Source organism: Rhodococcus sp. 05-340-2 (assembly GCF_002258915.1).
Taxonomy (GTDB): domain Bacteria; phylum Actinomycetota; class Actinomycetes; order Mycobacteriales; family Mycobacteriaceae; genus Rhodococcoides.
This window is the reverse complement of sequence record NZ_NOYU01000027.1, coordinates 764,568-790,277: the sequence shown is the minus strand read 5'-3', so window position 1 is coordinate 790,277 and position 25,710 is coordinate 764,568. Positions and strand designations below refer to the sequence as shown.

Below are 25,710 nucleotides of genomic sequence, written 5' to 3'. Positions count from 1 at the left end.
TTTCGGTGGTGAAGCCCCGGCGCGGGGCCGATCAGCCCGCGGCCTTCTCGCGTTCCTGCTCCGAATCCGCGGCGGCCGCGTCTACGGCACCCGAGCGTTCGAGGGAGTTGAGTTGCTCGATGGCGAGGCGCGCGAACACCTGCTGCTCGGTCGACGCCATCTGTGCGCGGCCCTTGCCGAGGAACGTCACGAACCACGAGATGACGGTCGTGATGCGGCTGCGGTAGCCCACGAGGTAGTACAGGTGCAGAGCGAGCCACATGAGCCAGGCGATGAATCCGCCGAATTCGAGTTTGCCGACCTTGGCGACCGCGTTGAATCGCGACACCGTTGCCATCGAACCCTTGTCGAAGTACTTGAACGGGGCTCGCTGGGCGGGATCGTCCTGGCCCTTGACCGACGCCTTGATCAGCTTGGCAGCGTAGGTCGCTCCCTGAATGGCGCCCTGCGCCATGCCCGGAACGTCCTTGACCGACATCAGGTCGCCGACCACGAACACGTTCGGGTGGCCCTTGACGGTGAGGTCCGGTTCGACCAGCACGCGTCCGGCGCGATCGGTTTCCGATCCGGACTGATCTGCGAGCTGCTTGCCGAGGGGGCTGCCCTGCACGCCTGCGGACCAGACCTTGCACTGCGCCTCGATGCGCCGGGTCGTGCCGTCCTTCTCCTTGACGGTCAATCCGTCGTTGTCGACATCGGTGACCATCGCGTTGAGTTGGATTTCCACGCCGAGCTTCTCGAGCCGTTCGGCGGCCTTGCGGCCGAGCTTCTCGCCCATCGGCGGCAGTACGGCGGGCGCGGCGTCGAGCAGGATGACGCGAGCGTCGCGCGGATCGATGTTGCGGAAGGCTCCGTCGAGCGTGCGATCGGCGAGCTCGGCGATCTGCCCGGCGAGCTCGACACCGGTGGGTCCCGCGCCGACGACCACGAAGGTCATGAGGCGGTCCTTCTCCTCTTGATCGTCGGAGAGTTCGGCCTGCTCGAACGCGCCGAGGATGCGTCCGCGCAGTTCGAGTGCATCGTCGATGGTCTTCATGCCGGGCGCGAACTCGGCGAAGTGATCGTTGCCGAAGTACGACTGCTGTGCGCCTGCCGCGACGATCAGGCTGTCGAACGGAGTGACGGTGATGCGCTCAAGGAGCTTGGACGTCACCGTCTTGGCCTCGAGATCGATGTTCAGCACGTCTCCGAGCAGCACCTCGGCGTTCTTCTGCTTGCGCAGGATGACGCGGGTGGTGGGCGCGATCTCGCCGACGGACAGGATGCCCGTCGCGACCTGATAGAGGAGCGGCTGGAAAAGGTGGTGTGTCGTCTTGGCGACGAGGGTGATGTCGACGTCGGCTTTCTTGAGCGCCTTGACGCCGAACAGACCTCCGAACCCGGAACCGATGACGACGACGCGGTGACGCTTCGATTCGAGCGGTTGGATGCTCATTGCCTGCTCCCTAACGATTGCGGTGTGTGGTCAACGGTAGTCGCCATCCATCGCGACGTCTCGACAAGGTCGTCGTGTCTGTGGTGGCAGTGCACACCTATCGGCTGGCTGCTGCGCGCTTCGCCAGTTCCACGGTCGCGGCCCGCAGTTCGGCAGCCGAGTCGATCGGAGTCGCATAACCGACCCTGGTGTACGCGATTCCGCGCGGAGTGAGCACCTTCAGATCCAGTCCGTAGCGGTCCGCGGCCGTGCACTCGGCTGACGTGGCGTCGGGAAAGCCGCCCAGTTCGCGGGCCATCGCGGTCAGCGACGCCGAGTGGTCGGCGTTGAGGTGCTCGATCGCGTACGCGGAGGTCGGCGACACCGGATCGGGCGTGGCCTGGGAATACGCTTCGGCGGTTGCAGAATCCATCCGGCCGTATCCGCCGACCCACCGGACCCGATGCACGCGCATGACCCAGAGCGTGAAGTCGCTGTAGTCCAGGTAGTACTTCGCCGCCGGTACGCCGTCGAGATGCGCGGCGCGTGCTGCGGCCAACTCGTCCGCCGCCGGCCGCTCGACCACGCCCGCCAGCGTGATTCGGCCCGATGCCAGTGGATCGGTCTGTGACTGCGGTGCCACGATCGACAGGCTCATCCGTTGATCGCCTGCGAGGTTGCGTCCGTGCTCGGCCATCCGCGAGACACACAGAACCGGAGCGCCGTCGAGCAATCCGTACGTGACGAAGGAAGCCCAGGGATCACCGTCCGCGGTCAGGCTCGCGAGAGTTGCGGTGTTGGTGGACGCAGCGATCGTGCGCGCTTCCTCGGCCGCGGAGGGACGACGGTCGTCGACGACCGGGGCCAGGGGAGGGGGAACGGACGGGGCGTCACCGGGATCGCCGTGATCGAGTGCCATGCGCAGAAGCTTACGGCGACGACCTACAGGAGGTCTCGGGCATGAACGAGCGCGTCGGCGACGAGTGCGACACCGAGCACAACGAAGATGACGCGCACCGTCGGCGGGCCGTACCGCGTCAGCGCCCGCACGGTCGCGGTGAACGCCCGCCGGGAACGACGACTCTTCCTCGACGCCAGAATCAGAACGAGGATGGGCGGGAGCAGCCCGATCAGGCAGTAGGCGACGACGATGACCGGCCACCACGTCGGACGGGGATCGTAGGTCGAGAGCATCGTCAGCCCGGCGAGATACGGCACTGCCGTCGGGCCCTGCACCAGACCGATGGTGAGTCCGGTCAGGGCGACGACGGGAATGCTCGAACCGGCTCGGGCTGCCCATGCCGGTGGGCGGCGCTCGGTGGTGCGCAGTGCACCGAGCGTGATCAGGACCAGCCCGACCACGAGCTCGGTGCGATACCGGAGCGTGGGAGTGAGGGTGATGTCGAACAGATCGGTGAAGAAGTCGATGCCGAGAACGGTGAGGATGCCGAACGTGGTCGTCGCCGTGAAGACTCCGCCGACGAACGCAAGCCCGGCTCGGAAAGGAGACCGACGGGTGGTTCTCGAGTGCACTGCGATGGCAGCGGTGATGCCGATCAGCAAGACGTCCAGAGAATCGAGTATCGCGAATCCGACGAGTGCGAGCAGCAAGGTCACCATGGAGGGTTCAGGGTATCGGTCGGCCGAAGGTGACCTTCTCGGTGACGACGGCCACGGCGGTGCGGCCGGGCGCGGTCTGGTTGTCCCAGTACATGTTCGTGTGCGCGATGACCTGTGCAGGTGGCGGCGCGCCCCACTCGGTCAGATCCTCCGTCGTGTGTGCGTCGCTCACCAGCGTCACGTCGTAACCGCGTACCAGTGCTCCGTGCAGAGTGGATCGCACACAGAAATCTGTCTGTGCGCCGGCGACCACGACGTGCCCGGCTTCGGCGGCGGCCAGTTCCTCCGCCAGAGTCGTGTCTTCGAAGGCGTCTCCGTGTTTCTTGTGGACGATCGGATCGCCCGGAACCACGGGCAGAGCGTCGAGAATCTTCCATCCGTCCGTCCCGAAGCGCAGCTCCTCCTCTGCGGAGTGCTGCACCCAGATCACCGGCGTGCTCGTCTCCCGTGCGCGCGACACCAGGGCCACGATGTTGTCGACGACGCGCTGCCTCTCGTGGACCCCGACCATCACGTCGTTCTGCACGTCGACGATCACGAGTGCGGTTGCGGTCCGGTAAGGCAGGGTGGTCACGGCATCTTCCTTGTTCTCGTGTTCGGTTGCACGTCAGCTCCCGACGTACGCAGCCAGGTGTCGGCCGGTCAGAGTCGAACCGTCCGCCACCAGATCGGACGGCGTTCCTTCGAACACGACCAGGCCGCCGTCGTGCCCAGCACCGGGACCGAGATCGATGATCCAGTCGGCGTGGGCCATGACGGCTTGATGATGCTCGATGACGATCACCGACTTGCCCGAGTCGACCAGCCGGTCCAGCAGCCCGAGGAGCTTGTCGACATCGGCGAGATGCAGTCCTGTGGTGGGTTCGTCGAGCACGTAGATCCCGCCCTTGTCGGCCATGTGCGTCGCCAGCTTGAGGCGTTGCCGTTCCCCACCCGACAGTGTGGTCAACGGTTGCCCGATCTTCAGGTAGCCCAGCCCGACGTCGTTCAATCGCTGCAGAATCTTGTGCGCCGGCAGCAGTTTGGCCGCACCGTCGGAGAAGAACTCCTCGGCCTCGGCGACCGACATCGACAACACCTCGTCGATGTTGCGGCCGCCGTAGTGGTACTCGAGTACCGATGCTTGGAATCGCTTGCCCTCGCACTCCTCACACACCGTGGCCACCCCGGCCATCATCGCGAGGTCGCTGTAGATGACGCCCGCGCCGTTGCACGTCGGGCACGCACCCTCCGAATTGGAGCTGAACAGCGCAGGTTTGACGGCATTCTCCTTGGCGAACGCCTTCCGGATCGGTTCGAGCAACCCGGTGTACGTCGCGGGATTGCTTCGCCGCGATCCACGTATGGCTCCCTGATCGACCGACACCACATCGGCTGTCCCCGAGAGCGATCCGTGAATGAGCGAACTCTTGCCCGAGCCGGCGACGCCGGTGACGACAACCAGAACACCGAGTGGAACGTCGACGTCGACGTCGCGCAGATTGTGGGAGTCCGCGCCGCGAATTTCGAGCACTTCGGAGAACTCGCGCACCGATTTCTTCAGTGATGCCCGATCGTCGAAGTGCCGCCCGGTAACGGTGTCGCTCTGCCGCAATCCGTCGACGGTGCCCTCGAAACAGACGTGCCCGCCTGCACTTCCTGCACCGGGGCCCAGATCGACGACGTGGTCTGCGATGGAGATGGTCTCGGGCTTGTGCTCCACCACCAGAACGGTGTTTCCCTTGTCCCGCAACTGAAGCAGCAGATTGTTCATCCGCTCGATGTCGTGGGGGTGCAGACCGGTGGTCGGCTCGTCGAACACGTACGTCACATCGGTCAACGACGATCCGAGATGGCGAATCATCCTGGTGCGCTGAGCCTCTCCACCGGACAACGTTCCCGACGGACGATCCAGGCTCAGGTAGCCGAGCCCGATCTCCACGAACGAGTCGAGGGTCTCGCCGAGTGTGGTCAGCAGCGGTGCCACCGACGGCTCCTTCAGGCCGCCTACCCACTTCGCCAGGTCGCTGATCTGCATCGCACATGCGTCGGCGATGTTGACACCCTTGATCTTCGACGACCGAGCACCTTCGTTGAGCCTGGTTCCGAGGCAGTCCGGGCAGGTGGTGAAGGTGATCGCGCGTTCGACGAAGGCGCGGATGTGGGGCTGCATGGCGTCGACGTCCTTGGACAGGAACGACTTCTGAATCTGAGGCACGAGCCCTGAATAGGTCAGATTGATGCCCTCGACCTTGATTTTCGTCGGCTCGCGATAGAGCAGGTCGTCGAGTTCCTTCTTGGTGTACTTCGAGATGGGCTTGTCCGGGTCGAAGTACCCACAGCCGCGAAATATTCGGCCGTACCAGCCTTCCATGCTGTAGCCGGGGATGGTGATCGCGCTCTCGTTGAGCGACTTGCTCGCGTCGTAGAGAGCGGTGAGATCGAAGTCGCTGACGGAGCCTCTGCCCTCACAACGCGGACACATGCCACCGGTCACGGAGAACGACTTCTTCTCGGTGGTCTGCCTGCCGCCCTTGTCCACCTTGTACGCGCCTGCACCGGACACCGACGCGACGTTGAACGAAAAGGCCTGTGCGGAGCCGATGTACGGCTTTCCGATTCGGCTGAACAGAATCCGCAGCATGGCGTTGGCATCGGTTGCGGTGCCGACGGTGGAATTCGGATTGGCGCCCATGCGCTGCTGATCGACGATGATGGCGGTGGTGAGTCCGTCCATGACGTCGACATCCGGGCGGCCGAGCGTGGGCATGAATCCTTGAACGAAGGCACTGTAGGTCTCGTTGATCATGCGCTGTGATTCGGCAGCAATGGTACTGAAGACGAGCGAGCTCTTTCCCGAGCCGGAGACGCCGGTGAACACGGTCAGTCGCCGCTTGGGCAGCTCCACATCGATGTCCTGAAGATTGTTCTGCCGAGCCCCCTGTACACGAATCAAATCGTGGCTGTCGGCAGCATGCGGTGCCGAGCCCTGCGTGACCTTCTTCGTCGCCATGAGCAGTCAGGCTAGTCGTACCGGAACCTGCACGCTTCTCGATTCCTGATCGATTCCGGTGGCGGACAGCGCGGCGTCGAGTCGTCTCAGGTCGGCCGCCGAGGACTCGAGGAGTGGGCGTCGCACGGTCGCGTCGGAGATGACCCCGATCCTGACGAGCGCGGCCTTGGCCATGATGGCTCCCTGCGTCGTGCGCATGACGGCGTCGGTCAACGGCAGGAGCGATCGCTGTACCGAGTTCGCCCTGTCGAGGTTGCCGGTTCGGACTGCCGCGATCAGCTCGGCGTAGCGGTCGGCCACCACGTTGCCGGTGACGCTGACCAATCCTGTTGCACCGGAGGCGAGGTAGGGGAGCGCGAGTTCGTCGATTCCGCAGTAGTAGGCGAGGTCCGTCGAGGACATGACGGTCATGGCCTCGTACAGATCTCCCTTCGCGTCCTTGACCGCACCGATGAGGGGGTGGCGGGAGAGCTCGACGAGCGTCGGTGCCTCGACGGCCACACCTGTGCGCGCCGGGACGTCGTACACCATGGCGGGCAGCCCACCTGCCTCGGCGATGGCGACGATGTGCTCCACGATGCCGGCCTGAGTGGGGCGCGAATAGTAGGGAGCGGTGATCAACAGTGCGTCGGCGCCGGCTGCGGCCGCGGACCGCGCCATCTCGATCCCCGCGGAGGTGTCGTTGGTGCCTATTCCCGCGATCACTCGAAGAGCGTGATCGCGATGCCTGCGGGCGCGGGCGATCAGCCGAGAGATCTCGTGGACTGCCAGGGTCGGTGCTTCACCGGTTGTCCCGGCGATGACGACGCCGTCGCATCGTGTCGCCGACAGGTGCGCGAGAAGGGCATCGACGCCGGACCTGTCGACCGATCCATCGGGGTGCATGGGGGTTGCCACAGCGACGAGGTTCGTGCCGAAGATCGTCGAGGCCGGCGACGGAGTGGTGGTCATGGTTCGAGTGTGGACCGCTCGATACATAAGGTCCAGCGAGGTATTTTCCGCAATACTGCGTACTGTTGCTTCATGATCGACATGAGTGCCCTGCACGCCCTGCGCGCTGTGGCAGCTCTGGGCACCCTCGCGCGCGCCGCCGACGAGCTCGGCTACACCTCCTCGGCGATCTCCCAGCAGATCAAACGACTCGAACGGCAGATCGGCACCCCGGTACTGGCCCAGGCCGGTCGGGGAGTCGTGCTCACCCCCTCAGGTCGGGCGGTGGTCGAGTCGGCGGGGGAGGTGTTCGACGCTCTCGAGCGGTGTGTCGAGGCGGCTCGATCCGCAGACGAGGGCGTGGCACGTGGTGTCGTTCGGTTGGTCGGCTTCTCGACCGCGGTTCGTGGTTTGCTGGCACCCGCGCTGATCGAGCTGAATCGACGGTATCCCGACCTGACGGTGCACATCAGCGAGGAGGATCCCGACCGCGCACTGCACAGCGTGTCTGCCGGGACTGCAGACCTGGCGCTCGTGCACGACGCAGACGGAGTATCCGCGCCCGCTCCGCCCTCGGTCGTTCGGCAACGGATTCACACGGATTTCGGCGACGTGATCATGAAGCGAACCCACCCCCTCGCCCGACCCGACATCGCGTTGACCCCTGCCGAACTCGCTCGGTACCCGTGGGTGACGAGCCCGGCCGGAACGGTGTGCCACCAGTGGTTTCGGCGGCTGTTCGCCGAGACGTCCGCCGAGGTCGACGTTCGCCATCTCGTGGACGACTTCTCCACGCAACTCGCGTTGGTCGAAGCGGACGATGTCCTCGCTCTCGTGCCTCGCCTCGCGCGTCCGTTGCTCGGTGCCGATCTCGTCGCGGTACCGCTCGAGCGAGCTCCCGTTCGTGAGGTGGAGGCCGCGTGGCGGCGCAGCGCCGACGCCAGCCCGGCAATTCATGCCGTGCTCGACGTCCTCGATGCGGCCTCGCGATGAGTGGTCAGGACGACCAGATGACCGGTCGCTCGCGTCATCGCCACATACTTGTCGACGGCACCGGCGATTCCTGATCCGAACGAATCCGGGTCGATCAGGACGACCAGATCGAATTCGAGTCCCTTCGTCGACTGCGGTGTCAGCGAGCGGATGCGACCCGACGGAGCAAACGTGGGATCACCGATGACGCAGGCGATTCCGTCGACGTTCGACTCCAGCCAGCGATCGAGGATCGACAACAGATCTGCCGCGTCACCGTACTCAACGGGCACACCGGTGCTGCGGATGGAGACCGGAACATTGGCGTCCGGCAGCGCCGCGCGGATCACCGGCTCGGCCTCGGTCATCACTTCCAGCGGGGTGCGGTAATTGACGCCGAGAGTGGAGATCTCCACCCGGTCGAGTCCCACACGTGCAAGCCGTTCGCGCCAGGACTCGGCGAATCCCAGCCGCGCTTGCGCGCGATCGCCGACGATGGTGATGCTGCCCGACGGGCACCGGCGCAGGACCATCTGCCACTGCGCGTCGGTCAACTCCTGCGCCTCGTCGACGACGACGTGTGCGAACGGCCCCACCAAGGGATCCGACGGGATCTCCTCGAAGCCCGCCGAATCGACGAGCGCATCGCGAATCCCGTCCTGCCGCAACTGCGCGGCCATCATCTCGTCGTCGTCGGCGGCCATGAGTTCGTCGACGACTCGGTCCATCCGCACGCGCTCCGCAGTTGCGGCTATCTCCCGACGCCGAGTGCGGCGCGCATGCTCGGGATCTCCCAGCCGCATCCGAGCGGCGTCGAGCAGCGGCAGATCGGACTCCGTCCATCGGGTCGGATCGGGGCGTTGGAGCGCGCGGACGTCCTCGGTGCCTAGCCAGGGTGCGCACGAGCGAAGGTACGCCGGCACGCTCCACAGGTCTGAGACGAGGTCGGCAGCGTCGATGATCGTCCAGGATCGTTCCAGCTCTGCACGTAGAGAATTGTTGTTCTGCAGAGACTTTCGTATGTCTTTCGGGGTCTCGCCGCCGTCGTGGCGGTCCGTCAGAATCGTGAGCAGTAGGTCCCAGACCTGTTCACGAGCCTCGTTGTGCGGAGTGCCGGGATCAGGTGCCTCGAACGCCTCGGCCCAATCGGCCGCAGTCAATGTCAGATCGGCCCATTCGGTCTCCACGATCATGGTCCGAGTCGGCGGCTGCTCGTAGAACGCAACGGCCGCCTCGATCGCCACTGTCATGTTCGCGGTCGCTTTCAGTTGCGCCACAACAGGATCTGCTTCCTCGGTCGCGTTCGATCCCTCGGCGACGAGATCCCGGAGGGTGCAGGTCTGCACACCGTCCTCGCCCAGACTCGGTAGGACGTCGGAGACGTAGGAGAGGTACGGCTCGTGTGGGCCGACGACGAGCACGCCGCCGCGACTGTGTCCTAGACGCGACTGCGTGTACAGCAGATACGCGGTGCGATGCAGAGCGACAACGGTTTTCCCGGTTCCAGGACCACCGTCCACGACCAGCGCGCCGTGGGAGTCCGCACGAATGATCGCGTCCTGATCTGCTTGAACGGTGCCGAGCACGTCACGCATTCGCGGTGAACGTGCCGAACCCAGACTGGCGATGAAGGCGGACTGATCGTCCAGTGCAGTTTCGGTGATCGGTCCGGTCAGGTCGAACACCTCGTCCCAGTAGTCGGAGATGGTGCCGTTCGTCCACCGATATCGACGACGGCTTCGCAGCCCCATGGGATTGGCGTGAGTAGCACCGAAGAAGGGTTCGGCTGCGGGGGAGCGCCAGTCGACGAGGAGTTGATCGCCCTCGGTTCCCAGCAGTCCGAGTCGTCCGATGTACACCGGCTCATCCGTGTCGATGGTCACGATGCGACCCAGGCACAGATCGACACCGTATCGACGGAGTGAACGGAGACGGCCGCCCAAGCGATGTATCTCGAAGTCCCGTTCCATCACCTCCCGGCCCATTCGGCCCGACGACTTCTGCGCGGTCTCCAGCCGCGCCGCCGTATCGAGACGAGACTTCTCGATACTCGACTGGACTGCTGAAAAGTGTTGCTCGTCAGGGCCGATCGATGCTGGGTCGCCCTTGTGTGCGAGATTGTCGGGTAGGTCGAAAACACTCGGGTGTACTTGTTTCACAGGACTCCGATCGATTGCTACGTGGCTGCAGCGAGCCATTCTGAGCCCTGCACGGGGTCTTGCCGCAAGCCCCGGGGTGCGCTATACATTGAAAGGGGAAAGAGGGGACAGTCGCTTTCGGTCCCGTCCCCAAACCTCGATGCCGACGAAACCGGCGGTGCATCAAGTGATTCGAAGTCGGGATCAGGCTACGGGTCCGTGTACTCGACCGGCGAGTGTGTCCATTTGATCGAAATTCATCGATCGCCGAGAAGTAGATCAGCGATGGCACCGGCACCGACCGGCCGACCCAAGAGGTACCCCTGCGCGAAATCGCAGCCGGTGGCGGCCAGTGCTTCGAGTTGCTCCTCGGTTTCGACGCCCTCGCCGACCACGGTGACGTCGAATGCGCGGGCGAGCGACACGATGGCCGAGACGATCGCGCGAGCCCGAGGGGACGGCAGCCGGGCAATGTACGACTTGTCGATCTTGAAGCACTCGAACATCGGGTAGCGGTCGAGATACGACATGGAGCTGTGGCCTTTACCCATATCGTCGAGCAGGAGTGCCACACCCATGGCGTGCAGGGCAGAGACGGTATCGGCGACCCGCTCGGTGTCCGCGACCCACACGGTTTCGGTGACCTCGAGTCCGAGCGCGAAGGCCGGCAGTCCCGTTTCTGCCAGCACGGAAGCGACCTGGGTGGGAAAGTCGGGATCGCGGAGTTGAAGCGCGCTGACGTTGACGCGAACCACGATGTCGGAGAACGTTCTCCACCGCGCTGCGGCCGTGCATGCGGTACGCAGCGCCCATGCGCCCAATGGTGTTGCAAGACCTGTTCTTTCAGCGACGCCGACGAATTCGCTCGGTTCGATGGGTCCGAGTTCTCGGTGATTCCAGCGGGCGAGTGCCTCGACGGCAACGATTTTCCGTGTGGCGATGTCCACCAACGGTTGATAGGCGAGAGTGAGTTCGTCGGCGCGCAGCGCCGTTCGCAGATCGATCGACAGTGACCTGATGCGATCGGCGTCGTAGAGATCGGTGGGATCGAACACCGCATGCCCGCCGGTCCCACTGTCCTTCGCGCGGTACATGGCCAAGTCGGCGCGGTGGATCAGCTCGTGCCGAGTCGAATTCGGTTCGGACACCGCAATACCGATGCTGGCGCTCAGAGGGATGGGCACGTCCTCGGCGGAGAAGGGAACGGCGATGGAACTCGAGATGTGACGTGCGAGCTCCTCCGCATGAGCAACGCTGTCCACACCTTCGCAGACGATCAAGAATTCGTCCCCGCCCAGGCGTGCGATGGTGTCGGCGTCTCGGATCGCCGAAGCGAGCCGTTCGACGAATTTGACCAACGCCCTGTCTCCGGCGTCGTGTCCGAGGCTGTCGTTGATGATCTTGAAGTCGTCGATGTCGAGCAGAAGCAGTGCTACGGTGCCGGACTGTTGTCTCGCGCGGTCCAACGCCGATTCGATGACCTCGTATGCGAGGGTACGGTTGGGCAGACCGGTCAGGGCGTCGTGTGTACTACGTCGTCGCAGCTGGAGCTCGAGATCGATGCGTCGAATCGCCGCGGATACGATGCCGGCCACCGAGCTGAGAAACGATACTTCTTCGTCGCGGTAGAGACGGGCCTCGACGCTGTGGATGGAGAGAACTCCCCATGCTCTTCCGGCGGCGGTGAGGATGGGAACTCCGACGCCGCTGCGGAGGCCGAGTGAGATCATCGTGTCGGTGCGAAAACGCTTCTCGGCGTGGCTGTCGCTGCACACGACAGGCTCCGAGAGAGTCAGGACGAATCCCACCAGAGAACCGTCCCCGGACGGAATGTCCTGACGCATGCCGAGTGCACCGCTGGCGGCGTCCATGGTCAGGTACGGGTCGGTCGGGTGCTCGAGATGGGCGATGGCGGAGTTTCCCACGCCGATCAGGGTGGCGGCGGTGTCGGTTGCTGCAGTGAGCAATCTGGGTAGCTCGGCGACGACGGCGAATCGACTCAGATCGGCGAGAGCCTTCTGCTCGAGCGCGTGACGACCGGCAATGACTGCGTCGGCCGCCATCCTGGCACTGCGCTGCTCCACCGTGTGTCGGTGCCGAATGGTGGATGCGACCACGTCGGGGCCACCATCGGCGCGACTGATCACATAGGAAGAGACCACGACCGGCATGCCGGTACCGGTCACCTGATGACGCAGCTCGCAGTAGCCCTCCCACTTGCCCTCGGAGAGCAGACCGGCGGCGATGTCGTCGGTCAGATCGAGTCCGTCGGAAGTCAGCAGATCCAAGGCGGAGACTTGGCCGATATCTGCCACGTCGTCGACGCCGATCAGTTCCGAACCTGCCGGATTGATGTACAGGATCTTTCCCGTGACGTCGGACAGTGCAACGAAGTCCGGAGAACGTTCCAGGAAGGATCGAAGACTCACCGGATCGTCCGGGAGATCGAACATCGGCCCTCCGATCCGTTTCACTCGGGATACGAGCGGCACCGGGCCCATGTTATTCGGCGTTCGCGGTCCTTGTGCCCGAATAGTACCCGCCGGGTAACAGCCCTGGTCTGCCTGTTGTCGTGCGTGGAGGGGATGTCGAGCGACGAAGTGTGCCACATCGCCCGCCATCGTCACCTCGACCGGCCGAATGTAGCGGTCAGGAGCTGCCGTAGGCCGGGCGATCATGCTCGATGGGACCACCGCACCCTTCGGTGTCGGCGCATCGGCCGGGTTCGTCAGCGCTGCGAACCTGGTGGACGGCGCGGTCGTCGAGTCGTTTCCTCGGAGCTGTTGGACGTCGGAACGGTCACCACACCGCCGGCCGATCCTCGACGCGAACGCGACCGAGGAATCGATGTGTGATGTCGGACCCGGAGTGGTTGTAGCTGTTCATGATTCGGCGAGTTTCTCGATGAGAGCGCACAGCGCGGGGGCGTGGAGGTCGATTCCGTCGTCGTGCTGCCGACCCCACGCGGCGAATCATGTCGGTGACGTCTCCGAGGCCCGCATGTCGGCCCAGTCGGGCGTGGTCGGAACATGGCTGTCGACTGATGTGGGTAGGCGAAAGCGTCGAACGGAAAGGTCGATTCAGCGAGCACTACAACACATTTGGGTAGGAACTGCCCGTGCGTGAGGGTGAACGACCAAGCCCGCAGCCGGGACGCTCGGACGGTGGGATCGATGGGCTCGGGGGGGGGGGGCAGGACATCGCGTCGACTCCATCCTCGGGCAGCTACGGTGAGCTGATGGCGGTGTGCGAGCGCTCGAGAATCGACACGATCGTGCCGGCCGCATGAATCGTTCCGGTAGGCCCGTCATCGTTGCCGGAGATCTCGACGACTTGCACGCGGTGGCATCGATCTGGACGAGCTCGACGGCCGTTCGCGATAGGCGCCGGACACCGTGCAACCTGTCATCGGCAGTCGCGGGGATCAGACGCAGACTCGACGTCGCCGGTGCGGCAATTCTGGTCGCCGAAACGGATTTTCGGACAGTCGGTTTCGTCCTCTTTGCCCCGCGCGGTCGTATCTTGGAGATCTTCTACCTGGCTGTGGATCCGGCGATGTGGGGCGAAGGAATTGCCACGCAGTTGTTGCGCAGCGTCGAGACTCATGCGCGCACTGTCGATTGCGCGACTCTGGAACTATGGGTGATCGATGACAACGACCGCGCAATTCGCGTGTACGAGAGTGCAGGGTGGATCGGAACCGATGTCACACAGGTGGACAGCGCATCAGGGCGAGTGGAGCGGCGGCTGGTTCGGGATGCTGGGTGGCGAAAATATCGCCCGGTGACATGCAGTTCAGCCCAATTCGGGTGTGGCACCGAAGGTCGGACTCCACGTCACGAGGGGTGGTCGCGACGGCGTTGGTTCCGGGTGGCCGTGGGCGATGACATGGAGTTCGGCGATATGGGAGTCGAACGCTTCCCGTCCGGCGCTTGTCAGCTTCACCCAGGTCAATCTCCGTGAGTCCGAACGTGACAGCGACGCAGTTTTCTTCATCGAGACATAGCCCGCGTCGGAGAGTGCTTTGAGGTGTTTCGACAGCGACGCGTCGCTGATCTCGAGTGTGTCGCGTATGACCGCGAAGTCGATCTCGTCGGTTCGGCGCAGAATTCCGCAGACGCGCAAACGGATCGGAGCATGGATGACGGCGTCGAATCTCGGGCCGGCGCCGGGAGATTCGGTCACGACCAGCTACTCCTGGTCCGGCGACCTGTGAGTTGCCGGATGCCTCCGGCGTGTAGATGGGTTCGGTACACGCTGTCGAACAGACGGCCCCCGAACAGCACGATGGCGAAGCACACGGCCTGCGGCAGAAGCACCCACCACGCAGACAGAGACGCCACCACGCCATAGGACATGCTCAACAAACCGAGCACGCCGACCAGGAGTCCCACGAGAACAGACCATCCCATCAGGCCCACTGCCGCCGGCCGCACCCCGGATATGCGGGGGTAGAGCAGAGCCAACGTTGCTGCTGCCGCAACCGGGACGGCGGCGAATGCCGCACTCACGTTGCCGTCCGGCAACGCCGGTGTGCCTACGTACAAGGCGGTCAATGCGGCGAAGGCCGGGTAGAACCAGAACGGTGCGGCGAGACGATCTGCGAGAGAGACGCGATCGGCGTGAAGTGCACCCAGCAGATCGCGTGCGTTGTCCGGTGACTGATGGCTTTCCATATTGGCAACTCTAACACTTTCCGCATAGGCAAGTGTTACGTTGAATCCTGAAAGTACACAGCGCACATCCATGGAGGGTCATGAAGAAGCACCCGGTCGTCACTCGTTCACTCGTCCTCGCCAGCGCGCTCGCAGCCGTGATCGGAACCAGCGCCGCACAAGCCGGTGCCCAGGAGAGGTACTTCTCGCCGCAACAACGGATCCATACGCTCGCCGAGGTTCCCCAATGTTTCGGCGGCACCGTCGATGTGAATGTCCAGAGCGGCTACGCGCCCAACGAGATTCGTGCGAATTTCACCACCCACCTGTACAGCCCGGCATGGGCTGGATCAGCCGACTACGAGTGCTATCTGAGCATCTATGCGGATTGGCGTAACCACGACACCGGCCTCAGCGGAACCGCCGAGCAGCGGGTGGCGAGCTGGCGGTTCATGGGCCCCAATGTGGCAAACCCTTACCTGGACATCGAGACAGGGGAGGGGCCGCTCACGGTTACCTTCAGAACGAGTGCCGCGCATGCACCGAATCCCACCTTCGAAGTGCCGGCCCGCTGAATGATGTCGATCGAACCGGCTTCCGGCAGGCGGGGAACTCTGGTGTCGGTTCACTGACCACGCGTGCGCCGACACCACGACGTCTTGGTATCGACTCGAAAGAGGAAAGAGGAAAGAGGAAACGTGGGAATTGCTCGGAAGTCCGTTGTTCTGGTCGCGACTGTGTGCGGGTTGGCCCTAGGTGGTTGTGCAAGTGGCGATTCGGACACCAGCGCCACGCCGGATACGACGGCTACGCCCGCAGGGACGACCACCCCGTCGTCGGTTGTGGCCGAGCCGCCGACTCAGCTCGAGGCCGAATCCCCACAGGAATCGGTAGTCGTTCCGCCGATGCGAACCCCGGAGGAAGCAGCGGACCTGGTGCCGGGTGGTGGCGGTGCGATCTTGCAGCCGTCGGGAGACGAACCAGGCAACGTCGATCCCGTGATGTTCCGGACGGGGAGTGATAAATACAACTTCATTTCGCCGACGGGCAACATCTCCTGCGGCATCTGGGATGCCGACGGTCCCGAGGGGCGAGTGGGATGTCAGGCCGCGGACGGCAGGAATCCCTTCGAAGGACCGCAATGCTCGAATGCCGAGAACGACAAGGTCGCTGTTCGCGTGACCGCCGCAGGTTCGGAAAGCATGTGCACTACGCAGGGCATCTATGTGGATGCGAACGCACCGGTGCTCGAGTTCGGCCAGGTGCTGTCGGTCGAGGGCGTGGTATGCCGATCCGGGGCCGACGACATCGTCGCCTGCACCGCACCTATGGGCGGATTCACGTTCTCCCGAGATATCAACTACACCTACTGATTCGGACGTTGCGGGGTGTGGGCCGACAGTCCACACTGGGACCCATCATGACGAACTACGATCTGCGCGCCAACCCACGTAAATTGCGGCCGCGGGCAGCGGTCCCGCGCGAGGCGACGATCGAAACGACGTCCAGCGGGGTTCCTGTTTCCGAGCGCGATTTCTTCATCGAGGAGTTCCGCGGGGTCACGATCGTGATCGCCCTTCCCGTGCTGAGCAGCGCAGCGCTGGACGCAGTGGAACGAACCGTCGGGGAGTTCGGCACTGGCGATACGCGGTTCATTTTTGTGGTTTCGGTCGACTACGTTTCGGAAGTCACCGCTGCAGTCGGTGGTGTGGCCTTGGCCGGTGCGACTGTCTGGGACGACGAGTCCGTCGCCCGTCTGTGGCTGGCCATCGCGGACTCGGAGTACGTCGTGATCGGGGCGGAGGCGGCCGCTGTCGCGCGCACTGCCGGCACCGTGTCTGCGAGCGTGCGCGCGTCGAAGATGGTCCTGACCGATCCGGGCGGGGGTTGGGGCAATCCTCGTCGAAGCTTCGCCGACATCGACCTGCACCGCGAGCGTCTGGTCGCACACCTGTCCGAGCGTGGGCTCGACGATTTCCCGCCCGCGGCCGAGGCAGCACTTGCAGGCGGTGCATACAGCGTAAACCTCTGCCGCGCCGAGGATCTCGAATTCGAGCTGTTCACATTCGACGGTCGGGGGACCGTCCTGACCCAAGGGCGCTACCTTCATCTGGCCTCGCTACAAGTGGACGATTTCCCGGCAATCGAGGCATTGGTCGCACAGGGAGTGCGAGAAGGGGTTCTCAAGCAACGCAGTCGGATCGAGATTGCCAGGATGGCTGTCGGAGGGCTCGGTGCGCGAGTGCTGCGCACCGGGCACCTCGCCGGTATCGTCGGACTCGAGGTGGACCGTTACGCCGGAACGGGATTCGGCGAAGTGTCGGGTTTGATCACAGTCGCCGAATTCTCCGGACTGGGAGCGGGTGGCCTGCTGATGGACGGACTGTTGGAGGTCTGCCGCACGAGGGGTATCGCGAATCTCTTCGCGGTCACCGTCAGCAGTGAAGCCGCGGAGTTCTTCGCCAAGCGCAGTTTCGTCGAGGTCGGGCGTCAGGATGTCCCTGCGGCGAAATGGGATGACTACGACGCCGATCGGCTCGAGTCAGCTCGTTGTTTCCTGCGATCGGTCTGAGCCGTCGTGGGGCAGCATCTGAAATCGACATATCCCGTTTACTTGACATAATGCTGATTATCGGCAAAACATGGCCGCAGCTCGGAGGCCGTGTCGATGGTCGGCAGGTCATCTCGCGTGCGCTGATACATTCCGGGTAGGTCCTTGTCGCCTGTCCATCGGCAATCCGCTTTCTCGAGTGGCCTCCGGCGGTCATCCGTGGAGTTGCCCAGCAGGCGGCTGCTCGCCGCGAATCGATGGAATGCTCGGTATCGACGTAACCCGGGCGGCCCTTTTCTGGTCGCCTCCTGGGGTCGACTTCCGGTCCAGCTCCATCACATCGAATCGTCACAGTGACGATTCGATGTGATGGAGCGGGAACTGCCATTCGTTGCCACCTGACATCGGCGATAATCGCTCGAGGCACAAACAGTCGTTGTGGTCAGTACTGGCCGATCGACTGGTCGAATCACCCGTTCCTGTTACGCTCCGAGGAATTGTTGCTCGGGGCAAAAACCAGCCGAAGGTCACTCGATGTTTGCCGTTCGTCCGTTCAGCTCGGCCTCGGGTCGAAATGCGTCACGCCCACGCGAGGACACGTCGGTGTCGGAGTTGTTGGATCTGGACGCGACTCGAACTCGCCTCATTCGATTGATCGTCGGCTTGGGCACGTTCTCGATCGGGCTCATCGGATTGCTCAGCGCACCGTCCGAGGAGTACAGCGGTTGGCGAGTGTATGCGGTGGTCGCCATCAGTCTGACCGCGTTTCCGGTCGCGCTGCGTTGGGTGTTCGGCAGATGGCCCGGCCGGCGTCTGCTGAGCGCGTTCATCGTGTATTCGGATATATCCATCGCGGTCAGTCTGGTGATGAAAGACACGGCGTTGACGGCAATGGGCGGAACGGTCTTGTTCGCTGTAGTCACGATGCTGGCCGTAATAGCGGTGCCGCCACTCCCCTGCGCCATACATATGCTTTTCGCTACGGCCATTCTGTCCGTCGTGGCCGTACGCACAATCCAGGCCGACATCGCCAGCGGCTGGGTCGTCGCCGCACACAGCTTGACCATGTTGTTGATATTCGCCTCTCCGCTGGTCTTGGTGGTGTACGTGAGCGAACTCCGTTCTCGTGCAAGAGAATCGCTGGTCGATCCGTTGACCGGTCTACACAACCGTCGCGGGCTGTTCTCTGCGGTTGCTGCCACCGCGATGGCGACGTCGGATGTCGAACCCAGGGTGATATGCGCCGTCGCCGCCGACGTCGACGGGATGAAGCGTGTCAACGACAACTACGGACACCACACCGGCGACGCTGTCTTGGTCGACGTTGCCCAGCATCTGCGAGCGTTGGCCGCAAACCGCTGGATCGTTGCACGATTGGGCGGTGACGAGTTCGCATGCATCGCCGTCGGTCGGCGTGCCGACCTCGCTGTTCGAACCGATGACCTCGTAGCGAGCCTGACACAGGCCCGGATGTTGTCCGGACTCACCGTCAGCGTCGGGTCGGCGGCCGTACACATCGACGCGGACAGCGATGTTCGGCAGTCTGCGCACGACGTACTGCGCATCGCGGACTCGGAGATGTATCGCGCGAAACGCAGTCGCTGGCCGGCGTGAGCAGGTGTCTCTCCCCCGGCCTTCGCGTTCCACTCGGCGTTGGGTGGTCACGCGCGTCGGTCACGGACGCTCCTCGAGAGGTACCGGTTCGGTTGTAGATCTGGGAAACTTCTTGTTCTCGGGCGTTCCGACAGCGGGGTCGAATTCGTCGCCGACGGGATCGGGGGACGTAGCACCCACCTGATCCGCCAACTCCAATCCCGCACCTGCGTAGACGTTGAACGCGATGTCCACGCCGTGCTCCTTGGCCCACTGCACTTCGTCGTCGTAGCGAGCCACGGCTGCGACCGTTCCACTGAATCCTGATTCGCGCAGACAGGCGAGTGCTGTGACGTTGGCACCGTGACGTGGCATCGCGAGCACGGCAATGCGGACCGACTCGGAATGCCGCAGTTGATTCCAGAAATCGAGATCGGTTGCGTCCCCCTCGATGACTCGCAGTCCTTGATCGGCGAGGCGGCGAATACGAGGCCCGTCGTAGTCGACTCCCACCACATCGAGACGGTAGTGATCGGTGAGTCGCTGATAGGCCGCGAATCCGACACGACCCATGCCGATCACGACGACCTCGGCGTCGCCGGCGTCGCCGGATCGCTCCTCGGGATGCAGGCTCTGCTCGTCCTGCTCGGGCAGACGTGTCGCTATCTTCTCGACCATCAGGTGCCCACGGCCGTTCACCAGAGCCGACGCGACAAAACTCAGAGCTACGGCGATCGACATTTCGACCAGCCATGCCGGTGCGAGGAGGCCGGTCGTCACACCTACCGAAACGACGATCAGACCGAACTCGGAGTAGTTCATCAGGCTCAGTCCGGCGAGGAGCGCGGTCCGATATCGCAACTTCATCATGGCGAACAAGCCCAGGTACAGGACGGATTTGAGTGGCAGCAGGAGCACCATGAGCAGGGCGACGCCAAGACTGGGTAGGTCCGGCAACCCGGACAGACCGATCGAGACGAAGAAGCCGACCAGGAGCAGTTCCTTGATGTGGAACAGCGATCGTGACAGTTCGGACGAGGCCGGATGCGATGCCAGCAACACACCGATGACCAGCGCGCCCAGGTCCCCTTTGAGTCCGAGGGCGGAGAACAATGCGTAACCCGGGACCAGCGCCATCACGATGCCGAACAGCGATTGCATCTCGCCGTGGCCCAGTCCGCTCCATATTCTCCGAAGGATCCGCGTCACCGGCCACAGCAGTACGAGCGTCACCGCCCATGGGCTCGGTAGTGAACCGCTGGTGATCGTGAGGAAAACCACGGCAACGATGTCCTGCATGACCAGGACACCGATCGCCACGCGCCCGTAGAGGGCGTGCGACTCCCCTCGCTCTTCGAGAACTTTGACCACGAACACTGTGCTCGAGAACGACATCGCAAAGGCGAGCAACGCTATCGTCGTCAGGCTCTGGCCGGACAACATGGCCAATCCGGCGACGGCGGCGAGCCACAGCACGGTGGTACCGACCACGATGCTCGCCACCAGATGCACCGAGGTCGTCAGCCACACCTCCCGGCGCAGAAGAATACGAACGTCGAGCTTGAGGCCGATAGCGAACAACAGCAGCGTCACGCCCAGATCGGCGAGGAGCTCGAGCTGGGGCACCTCACCGACATCGAGCGCATTGATGACGAAACCGGCAGCGAGAAACCCGACCAGAGGAGGTAGCCGTACCACCATGGCAAGTCCGCCCAAACCGAAGGCGATGACGAGGTAGATCGCGGCAATTGTCATGCACGGTCCCTTTGCTGGTGGGCTGCAACCGGATCTCCAACGGGTCGACGACATCGGCACATGCCGTCGGAGTGCCCCCAGTATCCCGGCATTGCGGGTATTTCACAGCGCACGAGTACCGACGAGAACGGCGATCGACGAAGTCGTCATTCGACTTCGTCGATCGCCGTGAGCACGATCGAGCTACCGGTCCCTCAGTGCGGAAGGTCTCAGAGCTCGAACTCGGCCGGATCGATTCCGACTGCGAAGCACGCATTGCGTACGGCAGCCTTCTCGTGATCGTCGAAATGGCCGTCCGCGCCGCCGATGATGATGCCGATCTGGATGACGGCTCGTGCCTGGTCGGGCTTCGACTTCAACTTGCCGATCGTCGCTGTCGCCTCGACCTTCCCGAAGTCGAAGTCTCCTTGCAGCTTGTCGCAGTACCAGTCGAACTTCTGTCGAAGCTCGTCGGGCTCGAACACCCGCAGGGCCTCGTTGCCGGCGATCAGGGATGCCGTTTTCTGGCGCTCGGCAGGATCGATGGTGCCGTCCGCCGCCGCGATCAGGGCACACATGGCCATGCTGCCGTTGGCGAATTCCTTGTTCTTGAACTGGCTGGTCTTGGTCTGCAGCTGGCCGTTCAATTCCTGTGCCTTGGACTTGAGTTGATCCCAGAACGCCATGGAGCTCCTCACTAGGTCGTACCGTCCGCGCAGTCGCACGGACGGTACGACCATTGTCCACGGAGTCGGTGAACGAGACAGGAACCGCAGTTCAGCGCAGCCGCTCTGCGTCCTGCGCCTTGGCCAACAGTTCGGCACACAGTCGGTGCAGTTCCGCGGCGTCGGCCCCTTCCGCCACCGCCGTGCCGACATCCTCGGCGGCACACCGAACCTCGAACGCTCGGTCGGCCGCCGCCGACACCTCCTCGGCGGTCAGCACGACGGCGTCGTCGGGAATCGACGTTCCTTTGATTGCGCTGCGCTGCTCGTAGGCGCGTTGACGGCACGATTGACGGCAGTACCGCCGCTTGCGGCCGGTTCCGGTGTCGGCGACCGGGCGCCCACACCAGGCGCAGGTCTGGTCGCGGCGGGTTCTGGCGGACATGGTCGTTCAGCCTACTGCGGTCGCGAGGTAAGATCGCTCGATAAGCTGCGCCGATGGGACCGCACCGGGGCTCATCGGCCCGGGAACGAACCGGCGCGCGGCGACGTTGTAGATCAGTGGGTAGACGGTGTAGTTCGATGTCGACGGATGGCTTCGACGCACGTACCTACTATCGATGGAGAGGACTTCACCATGGCAGATCGTGTACTTCGAGGTAGCCGACTGGGAGCGGTCAGCTACGAGACCGACCGTGATCACGACCTGGCTCCCCGCCGCGTTGCGCGCTACCGGTGCGACAACGGCGAGGAGTTCGACGTACCGTTCGCCGACGATGCCGAGATCCCCGGAACGTGGGCATGCCGCAACGGGTTGGAAGGGTCGCTGATCGAGGGCACCGCGCCGGAGGCCAAGAAGGTCAAGCCTCCCCGTACCCACTGGGACATGCTGCTCGAGCGTCGTTCGGTCGACGAGCTCGAGGAACTTCTCAAGGAGCGCTTGGACCTGCTGAAGGTGAAGCGCCGCGGCGCATGATTGTCGTTGCTCACTGCACCGCCTGATTGGAAACAATCCGGCGGTGCAGTTTTTTTTGTATATTTCGAACCCATTAGATGTTTTCGTTCGCTTTGTTGCATTCATTGTCGCCTGAACAGGGATTCCAATTACGATCGAGTGGCGGCGTGACAGTCCGAGGTGACATCATCGAGTATCGGTTGTCACACAGGTGGACGATTCGTGAACGGTCGCCGTAACGGTTGTCGGAAAATACCGATAAACAGCAGCACCGGAGTCGATAAATCAGGGGGCAACAACTCGTGAGCCAGGATTCTGATCAGCGCTCGACCGACGCTTTGCGTACGGCGGCCTCCGAAGCGGAATCGGAAGGTCATCGTGCGGTCGGCGAGCAAAAGCTTGCGGAGTTGAGGCGCGAGTTGGACGGAATCGACGAAGTTCTTCGCGCTGCAATTCGAGATCGCATCGATGTGTGTGTACGTGTTGCACACGTAAAACGTGAACACGCGATTCCGATGATGCAACCGGGCCGCGTCGGGCTGGTGACCGAGCGAGCGAGAGACTTCGCATCGGCCAACGGTTTGTCTCCCGACTTTCTCGAAGATCTGTACCGATCGATGATTGCAGAGGCATGTCGCGTCGAGGATTCGATCATCGATTCTCCGCCGCCCGGCCTCGACAGTGAACGGTAGAAGCACCCCGATGACGATCCATACGCTCCTGGTGGACAATTACGATTCGTTCACCTACAACCTGTACAGCCTTCTGGCCGAGGTGAACGGTCGGCCGCCGACGGTGGTCAAGAACGACGTCGAATGGACGTCACTGGATTTCGATGCCTACGACAATGTCGTGATCTCGCCCGGTCCCGGGCGCCCGGATCTGGAGCAGGACTTCGGGATCAGTGCCCGAGTGATCAACGAGTCCGGTCTACCGATACTCGGCGTGTGCCTCGGGCATCAGGGTCTGTGTCATCTGTTCGGTGGCACCGTGGATCTCGCGCCGGCGCCGATGCACGGCAGGATCACCGACATCACTCATACCGGTGTGGATCTGTTCGCCGGGATTCCGTCGCCGTACTCGGTTGTGCGGTACCACTCGCTCGTCGTGACCCGTACCCCTGCCGACTTCGAGGAAGTCGCATGGACGCCCGACGGACTGGTCATGGCAGTTCGGCACCGCAGCAAGCCCATGTGGGGAGTTCAGTTCCATCCCGAGTCGATCAGCACCGAATACGGCCGTGAACTTCTCGCCAACTTCCGCGATCTGACACTGACACAATCGAGTGCATCGAGTGCTGCGCGTACTCAGGATTCGATGTTCACCATCGAGACACGTTCGCTCGACGAGGCTTTCGATTCCGAGCAGGTATTCGAAGCCCTCTTCGCGGACGGCTCGAAGAGTTTCTGGCTGGACGGCAGCGCGGCTCTCGAACCCGACTGCAGGTTCACCGTCATGGGCGACTGCTCGGGTCCCCACGCTGAGTACGTGACGTACTCGGTTGCCGAGACGACGGTGACCGTGCAGGGTGCCGACGGTACGACCGAGCTCATCCACTCGACATTCTTCGACTACATCGACGACCGATTGCGAGAGCGGGCCACTCCCCCTCGGCACGACTTACCGTTTGCTTTCGGGCTCGGCTACGTGGGGTACCTGGGTTACGAACTCAAGGCGGACACCGGTGGGCAGCTGGTTCACACAGCTGCGACTCCCGACGCATCGATGGTCTTCGCAGATCGCGCGCTGGTGTTCGACCACGAGGCCGGCACCCTCTATCTGATGGGGTTGGCCACCACCCCCGGGGATCCTGTGTTGGCGCAGTGGTTCGACTCGGTCACCGACACCCTGCGTGGCCTGTCCCGAAAGGCCACCTCGGTCGACCGTGCGGGTGCGCCTGCGACCGGCACTCCCCTACTCGGAGCCGATCGGTCGCTCGAGCCCCGACTGCGCCACGACCGTGCCCACTATCTGGATCTGATTTCCCAGTGTCTTGCCGAGATTCGCTCCGGTGAGACGTACGAGGTCTGCTTGACCAACACGGCGACCGTAGCCGGTTCCATCGACGCAACCGCCACTTACTCGTACATGCGCGAGATCAACCCCACTCCGTACAGTGCGCTGCTGAAGTTCCCCGAGCTGTCCGTGTTGAGTGCGTCTCCGGAACGCTTCTTGCGCATCGACGCCGACCGCATCGTCGAGTCCAAACCGATCAAGGGAACGCGTCCCCGCGGGGCCACAGCGGAGGACGACAACGCACTCAAGGCGGACCTCGTCGCGAACGAGAAGGACAAGGCCGAGAACCTGATGATCGTGGACCTGGTGCGCAACGACCTCGCCCAGGTGTGCGTGCCGGGGTCGGTACACGTGCCGAAGCTGTTCGATGTCGAAACCTACGCTCCCGTGCACCAGTTGGTCTCGACCGTTCGTGGTCGCCTGCGCGACGACGCGTCCGCGGCGGACTGTATCCGTGCTGCGTTTCCGGGTGGATCGATGACGGGAGCACCGAAGATCCGCACGATGGCGATCATCGACAAGCTCGAAGACGGACCGCGGGGGGTGTACTCGGGTGCCATCGGTTACTTCTCGATCACCGGCACCGCGGACTTCTCGATCGTCATTCGCACGATCGTGGCCACCGAGCACGAAGTGACCTACGGGGTGGGTGGCGCAATCGTGGCACTGTCGGATCCCGACGAGGAATTCGAGGAGACGATGGTCAAGGCTGTATCGATGCGCCGAGCGCTGACCGGGCGAACAGCGAACAGCGGGTAGAGCACACGCGCTCCACCCGCTGTTCGTAGATCCTTCGGCTCGAGGCCGTCCTGCCTTACGGAGTGGTGAAGTATTCGAACACAGCAGGCTGGGCCTGCGGGTTTCCGTTGCTGGTGCCGATGACTGCGCCGGCCACCGTACCGATGACGGTTCCGATGATGCACCCGGAGATGAAGTTCGGGAAGATCGACACACAGCCGATGGCGAAACCGAGGCCTGCGCCGATCGCCGTGCCGACACCGCCGCCGTTGTTCCAGCCGATGGCGAGCTGATTGACCATGTTGTCGAATGCCTGCTGCTTGGTCCGCGGACCTGCGACCTCGGCGACGGGAACCGTCTGCGGAGTCAACGTCAGTTCGCGGCCCTCGGCACCGATCAGCGGTGCGATCGAATAGACGGTGCCGTTGATGGTGTACTCCAGCGGAACAGATGCAACCGTGGCGCCGGCCTGGTCGATGATGGACACGGTCTCGCTCGTGGCATCGACCCGGAACAGTCCGGCATCGAGGACGGTGGTGACCGTTCCGTCGGGGTTGACCGACGTCTCGTAGTTCACCGGGTCCGACGACGGGTCTGCCACAGCATGGCCTGCACCGGTGGCCACCGCAGCGGTCAACGCCACCGCTACCGTTGCTGTTCTGATCAGTTTCACTTCTGTCCCCTGGTGGTTGTGATTCGTATTCGACGGCATTCGTGTCGAATGCCGATGGTATTCG

22 protein-coding genes and 1 pseudogene are annotated in these 25,710 nt (G+C 63.5%); 9 read left to right on the top strand and 14 right to left on the bottom strand.

The window, feature by feature from the left end:
- Nucleotides 1-31: 31 nt before the first annotated feature.
- The 6 genes from CH271_RS18580 to dapA form a co-directional block, all read right to left on the bottom strand.
- Nucleotides 32-1,435 (bottom strand): NAD(P)/FAD-dependent oxidoreductase, encoded by a 1,404-nt coding sequence (locus CH271_RS18580; RefSeq protein WP_037189268.1) that lies wholly within the window; start codon nucleotides 1,433-1,435, stop codon nucleotides 32-34.
- Between the two features lie 97 nt (nucleotides 1,436-1,532).
- On the bottom strand, nucleotides 1,533-2,333 hold the full coding sequence (locus CH271_RS18575) for a HugZ family pyridoxamine 5'-phosphate oxidase (RefSeq protein ID WP_094634431.1): 801 nt from the start codon (nucleotides 2,331-2,333) through the stop codon (nucleotides 1,533-1,535).
- Nucleotides 2,334-2,356: 23 nt separating this feature from the next.
- Nucleotides 2,357-3,034 carry a GAP family protein gene (locus CH271_RS18570; protein WP_094634430.1) on the bottom strand — a complete coding sequence of 226 codons (678 nt, stop codon included), beginning with the start codon at nucleotides 3,032-3,034 and terminating at the stop codon, nucleotides 2,357-2,359.
- 7 nt (nucleotides 3,035-3,041) lie between these two features.
- Nucleotides 3,042-3,608, bottom strand: a complete 567-nt coding sequence (locus CH271_RS18565) for an isochorismatase family protein (RefSeq protein WP_094634429.1) — start codon at nucleotides 3,606-3,608, stop codon at nucleotides 3,042-3,044.
- Between the two features lie 33 nt (nucleotides 3,609-3,641).
- Nucleotides 3,642-6,026 (bottom strand): ATP-binding cassette domain-containing protein, encoded by a 2,385-nt coding sequence (locus tag CH271_RS18560; RefSeq protein ID WP_094634428.1) that lies wholly within the window; start codon nucleotides 6,024-6,026, stop codon nucleotides 3,642-3,644.
- A 6-nt stretch (nucleotides 6,027-6,032) separates the two neighbouring features.
- Nucleotides 6,033-6,977: a 4-hydroxy-tetrahydrodipicolinate synthase gene (gene dapA, locus CH271_RS18555; RefSeq protein WP_256986444.1), complete on the bottom strand. Its 945-nt coding sequence runs from the start codon at nucleotides 6,975-6,977 to the stop codon at nucleotides 6,033-6,035.
- Between the two features lie 72 nt (nucleotides 6,978-7,049).
- Between dapA and CH271_RS18550 the strand changes: the two genes are divergently transcribed.
- Nucleotides 7,050-7,949 (top strand): LysR family transcriptional regulator, encoded by a 900-nt coding sequence (locus tag CH271_RS18550; protein ID WP_094634426.1) that lies wholly within the window; start codon nucleotides 7,050-7,052, stop codon nucleotides 7,947-7,949.
- Here CH271_RS18550 and helR read toward each other — a convergent pair.
- Nucleotides 7,910-10,126 (bottom strand): RNA polymerase recycling motor ATPase HelR, encoded by a 2,217-nt coding sequence (helR, locus tag CH271_RS18545; protein ID WP_179274671.1) that lies wholly within the window; start codon nucleotides 10,124-10,126, stop codon nucleotides 7,910-7,912. The genes CH271_RS18550 and helR overlap by 40 nt on opposite strands.
- 197 nt (nucleotides 10,127-10,323) lie before the next feature.
- On the bottom strand, nucleotides 10,324-12,519 hold the full coding sequence (locus CH271_RS18540) for a sensor domain-containing protein (protein WP_094634424.1): 2,196 nt from the start codon (nucleotides 12,517-12,519) through the stop codon (nucleotides 10,324-10,326).
- A gap of 832 nt (nucleotides 12,520-13,351) precedes the next feature.
- On the opposite strand from CH271_RS18540, the pseudogene CH271_RS29600 reads away from it, so the two are divergent.
- A pseudogene (locus CH271_RS29600) lies at nucleotides 13,352-13,723 on the top strand (GNAT family N-acetyltransferase); the annotation flags it as partial.
- A 138-nt stretch (nucleotides 13,724-13,861) separates the two neighbouring features.
- Here the strand turns inward: CH271_RS29600 and CH271_RS18530 are convergent.
- A complete protein-coding gene (locus tag CH271_RS18530) occupies nucleotides 13,862-14,251 on the bottom strand; it encodes a transcriptional regulator (protein ID WP_052047483.1) in 390 nt (129 codons plus the stop codon).
- Nucleotides 14,248-14,742: a hypothetical protein gene (locus tag CH271_RS18525; RefSeq protein WP_094634422.1), complete on the bottom strand. Its 495-nt coding sequence runs from the start codon at nucleotides 14,740-14,742 to the stop codon at nucleotides 14,248-14,250. The genes CH271_RS18530 and CH271_RS18525 overlap by 4 nt, the downstream gene beginning before the upstream one ends.
- Nucleotides 14,743-14,822: 80 nt before the next feature.
- Between CH271_RS18525 and CH271_RS18520 the strand changes: the two genes are divergently transcribed.
- From CH271_RS18520 to CH271_RS18505, 4 genes are all read left to right on the top strand, one after another.
- A complete protein-coding gene (locus tag CH271_RS18520; RefSeq protein ID WP_094634421.1) occupies nucleotides 14,823-15,296 on the top strand; it encodes a hypothetical protein in 474 nt (157 codons plus the stop codon).
- A 123-nt stretch (nucleotides 15,297-15,419) separates the two neighbouring features.
- Nucleotides 15,420-16,094 (top strand): hypothetical protein, encoded by a 675-nt coding sequence (locus CH271_RS18515; RefSeq protein ID WP_143546068.1) that lies wholly within the window; start codon nucleotides 15,420-15,422, stop codon nucleotides 16,092-16,094.
- Nucleotides 16,095-16,141: 47 nt separating this feature from the next.
- Nucleotides 16,142-17,293, top strand: coding sequence for a GNAT family N-acetyltransferase (locus CH271_RS18510; protein WP_094634604.1), 1,152 nt, complete (start codon nucleotides 16,142-16,144; stop codon nucleotides 17,291-17,293).
- Between the two features lie 513 nt (nucleotides 17,294-17,806).
- Nucleotides 17,807-18,886, top strand: coding sequence for a GGDEF domain-containing protein (locus CH271_RS18505; RefSeq protein WP_094634420.1), 1,080 nt, complete (start codon nucleotides 17,807-17,809; stop codon nucleotides 18,884-18,886).
- Nucleotides 18,887-18,946: 60 nt separating this feature from the next.
- On the opposite strand, the gene CH271_RS18500 is transcribed toward CH271_RS18505, so the two are convergent.
- From CH271_RS18500 to CH271_RS18490, 3 genes are all read right to left on the bottom strand, one after another.
- On the bottom strand, nucleotides 18,947-20,620 hold the full coding sequence (locus CH271_RS18500; RefSeq protein ID WP_256986442.1) for a cation:proton antiporter family protein: 1,674 nt from the start codon (nucleotides 20,618-20,620) through the stop codon (nucleotides 18,947-18,949).
- A gap of 209 nt (nucleotides 20,621-20,829) precedes the next feature.
- The gene (locus tag CH271_RS18495; protein ID WP_032398482.1) at nucleotides 20,830-21,285 is read right to left on the bottom strand and encodes a tellurite resistance TerB family protein; all 456 of its coding nucleotides are present in this window, start codon (nucleotides 21,283-21,285) and stop codon (nucleotides 20,830-20,832) included.
- 91 nt (nucleotides 21,286-21,376) lie between these two features.
- Entirely contained in the window at nucleotides 21,377-21,709 is a 333-nt protein-coding gene (locus tag CH271_RS18490) for a hypothetical protein (RefSeq protein WP_094634419.1), read from the bottom strand.
- Nucleotides 21,710-21,901: 192 nt separating this feature from the next.
- On the opposite strand from CH271_RS18490, the gene CH271_RS18485 reads away from it, so the two are divergent.
- The 3 genes from CH271_RS18485 (at nucleotide 21,902) to pabB (ending at nucleotide 24,994) form a co-directional block, all read left to right on the top strand.
- Complete coding sequence (locus CH271_RS18485; protein ID WP_027497120.1) at nucleotides 21,902-22,240, top strand: RNA polymerase-binding protein RbpA; 339 nt, start codon at nucleotides 21,902-21,904, stop codon at nucleotides 22,238-22,240.
- A gap of 281 nt (nucleotides 22,241-22,521) precedes the next feature.
- Complete coding sequence (locus CH271_RS18480; protein ID WP_230596206.1) at nucleotides 22,522-22,911, top strand: chorismate mutase family protein; 390 nt, start codon at nucleotides 22,522-22,524, stop codon at nucleotides 22,909-22,911.
- Nucleotides 22,912-22,921: 10 nt separating this feature from the next.
- Nucleotides 22,922-24,994 carry an aminodeoxychorismate synthase component I gene (pabB, locus tag CH271_RS18475; RefSeq protein ID WP_094634418.1) on the top strand — a complete coding sequence of 691 codons (2,073 nt, stop codon included), beginning with the start codon at nucleotides 22,922-22,924 and terminating at the stop codon, nucleotides 24,992-24,994.
- Between the two features lie 55 nt (nucleotides 24,995-25,049).
- On the opposite strand, the gene CH271_RS18470 is transcribed toward pabB, so the two are convergent.
- On the bottom strand, nucleotides 25,050-25,646 hold the full coding sequence (locus CH271_RS18470) for a hypothetical protein (RefSeq protein WP_037189282.1): 597 nt from the start codon (nucleotides 25,644-25,646) through the stop codon (nucleotides 25,050-25,052).
- Between the last annotated feature and the right edge of the window lie 64 nt (nucleotides 25,647-25,710).

Coding starts and splice junctions, on each gene's coding strand:
- helR (WP_179274671.1), bottom strand. CDS start 10,126: ATGGCTCGCTGCAGCCACGTAGCAATCGATCGGAGTCCTGTGAAACAA.
- dapA (WP_256986444.1), bottom strand. CDS start 6,977: ATGACCACCACTCCGTCGCCGGCCTCGACGATCTTCGGCACGAACCTC.
- CH271_RS18525 (WP_094634422.1), bottom strand. CDS start 14,742: ATGGAAAGCCATCAGTCACCGGACAACGCACGCGATCTGCTGGGTGCA.
- CH271_RS18500 (WP_256986442.1), bottom strand. CDS start 20,620: ATGACAATTGCCGCGATCTACCTCGTCATCGCCTTCGGTTTGGGCGGA.
- CH271_RS18575 (WP_094634431.1), bottom strand. CDS start 2,333: ATGGCACTCGATCACGGCGATCCCGGTGACGCCCCGTCCGTTCCCCCT.
- CH271_RS18560 (WP_094634428.1), bottom strand. CDS start 6,026: ATGGCGACGAAGAAGGTCACGCAGGGCTCGGCACCGCATGCTGCCGAC.
- CH271_RS18540 (WP_094634424.1), bottom strand. CDS start 12,519: ATGTTCGATCTCCCGGACGATCCGGTGAGTCTTCGATCCTTCCTGGAA.
- CH271_RS18510 (WP_094634604.1), top strand. CDS start 16,142: ATGACGAACTACGATCTGCGCGCCAACCCACGTAAATTGCGGCCGCGG.
- CH271_RS18570 (WP_094634430.1), bottom strand. CDS start 3,034: ATGGTGACCTTGCTGCTCGCACTCGTCGGATTCGCGATACTCGATTCT.
- CH271_RS18580 (WP_037189268.1), bottom strand. CDS start 1,435: ATGAGCATCCAACCGCTCGAATCGAAGCGTCACCGCGTCGTCGTCATC.
- CH271_RS18505 (WP_094634420.1), top strand. CDS start 17,807: ATGTTTGCCGTTCGTCCGTTCAGCTCGGCCTCGGGTCGAAATGCGTCA.
- CH271_RS18550 (WP_094634426.1), top strand. CDS start 7,050: ATGATCGACATGAGTGCCCTGCACGCCCTGCGCGCTGTGGCAGCTCTG.
- pabB (WP_094634418.1), top strand. CDS start 22,922: ATGACGATCCATACGCTCCTGGTGGACAATTACGATTCGTTCACCTAC.
- CH271_RS18495 (WP_032398482.1), bottom strand. CDS start 21,285: ATGGCGTTCTGGGATCAACTCAAGTCCAAGGCACAGGAATTGAACGGC.
- CH271_RS18520 (WP_094634421.1), top strand. CDS start 14,823: ATGAAGAAGCACCCGGTCGTCACTCGTTCACTCGTCCTCGCCAGCGCG.
- CH271_RS18490 (WP_094634419.1), bottom strand. CDS start 21,709: ATGTCCGCCAGAACCCGCCGCGACCAGACCTGCGCCTGGTGTGGGCGC.
- CH271_RS18485 (WP_027497120.1), top strand. CDS start 21,902: ATGGCAGATCGTGTACTTCGAGGTAGCCGACTGGGAGCGGTCAGCTAC.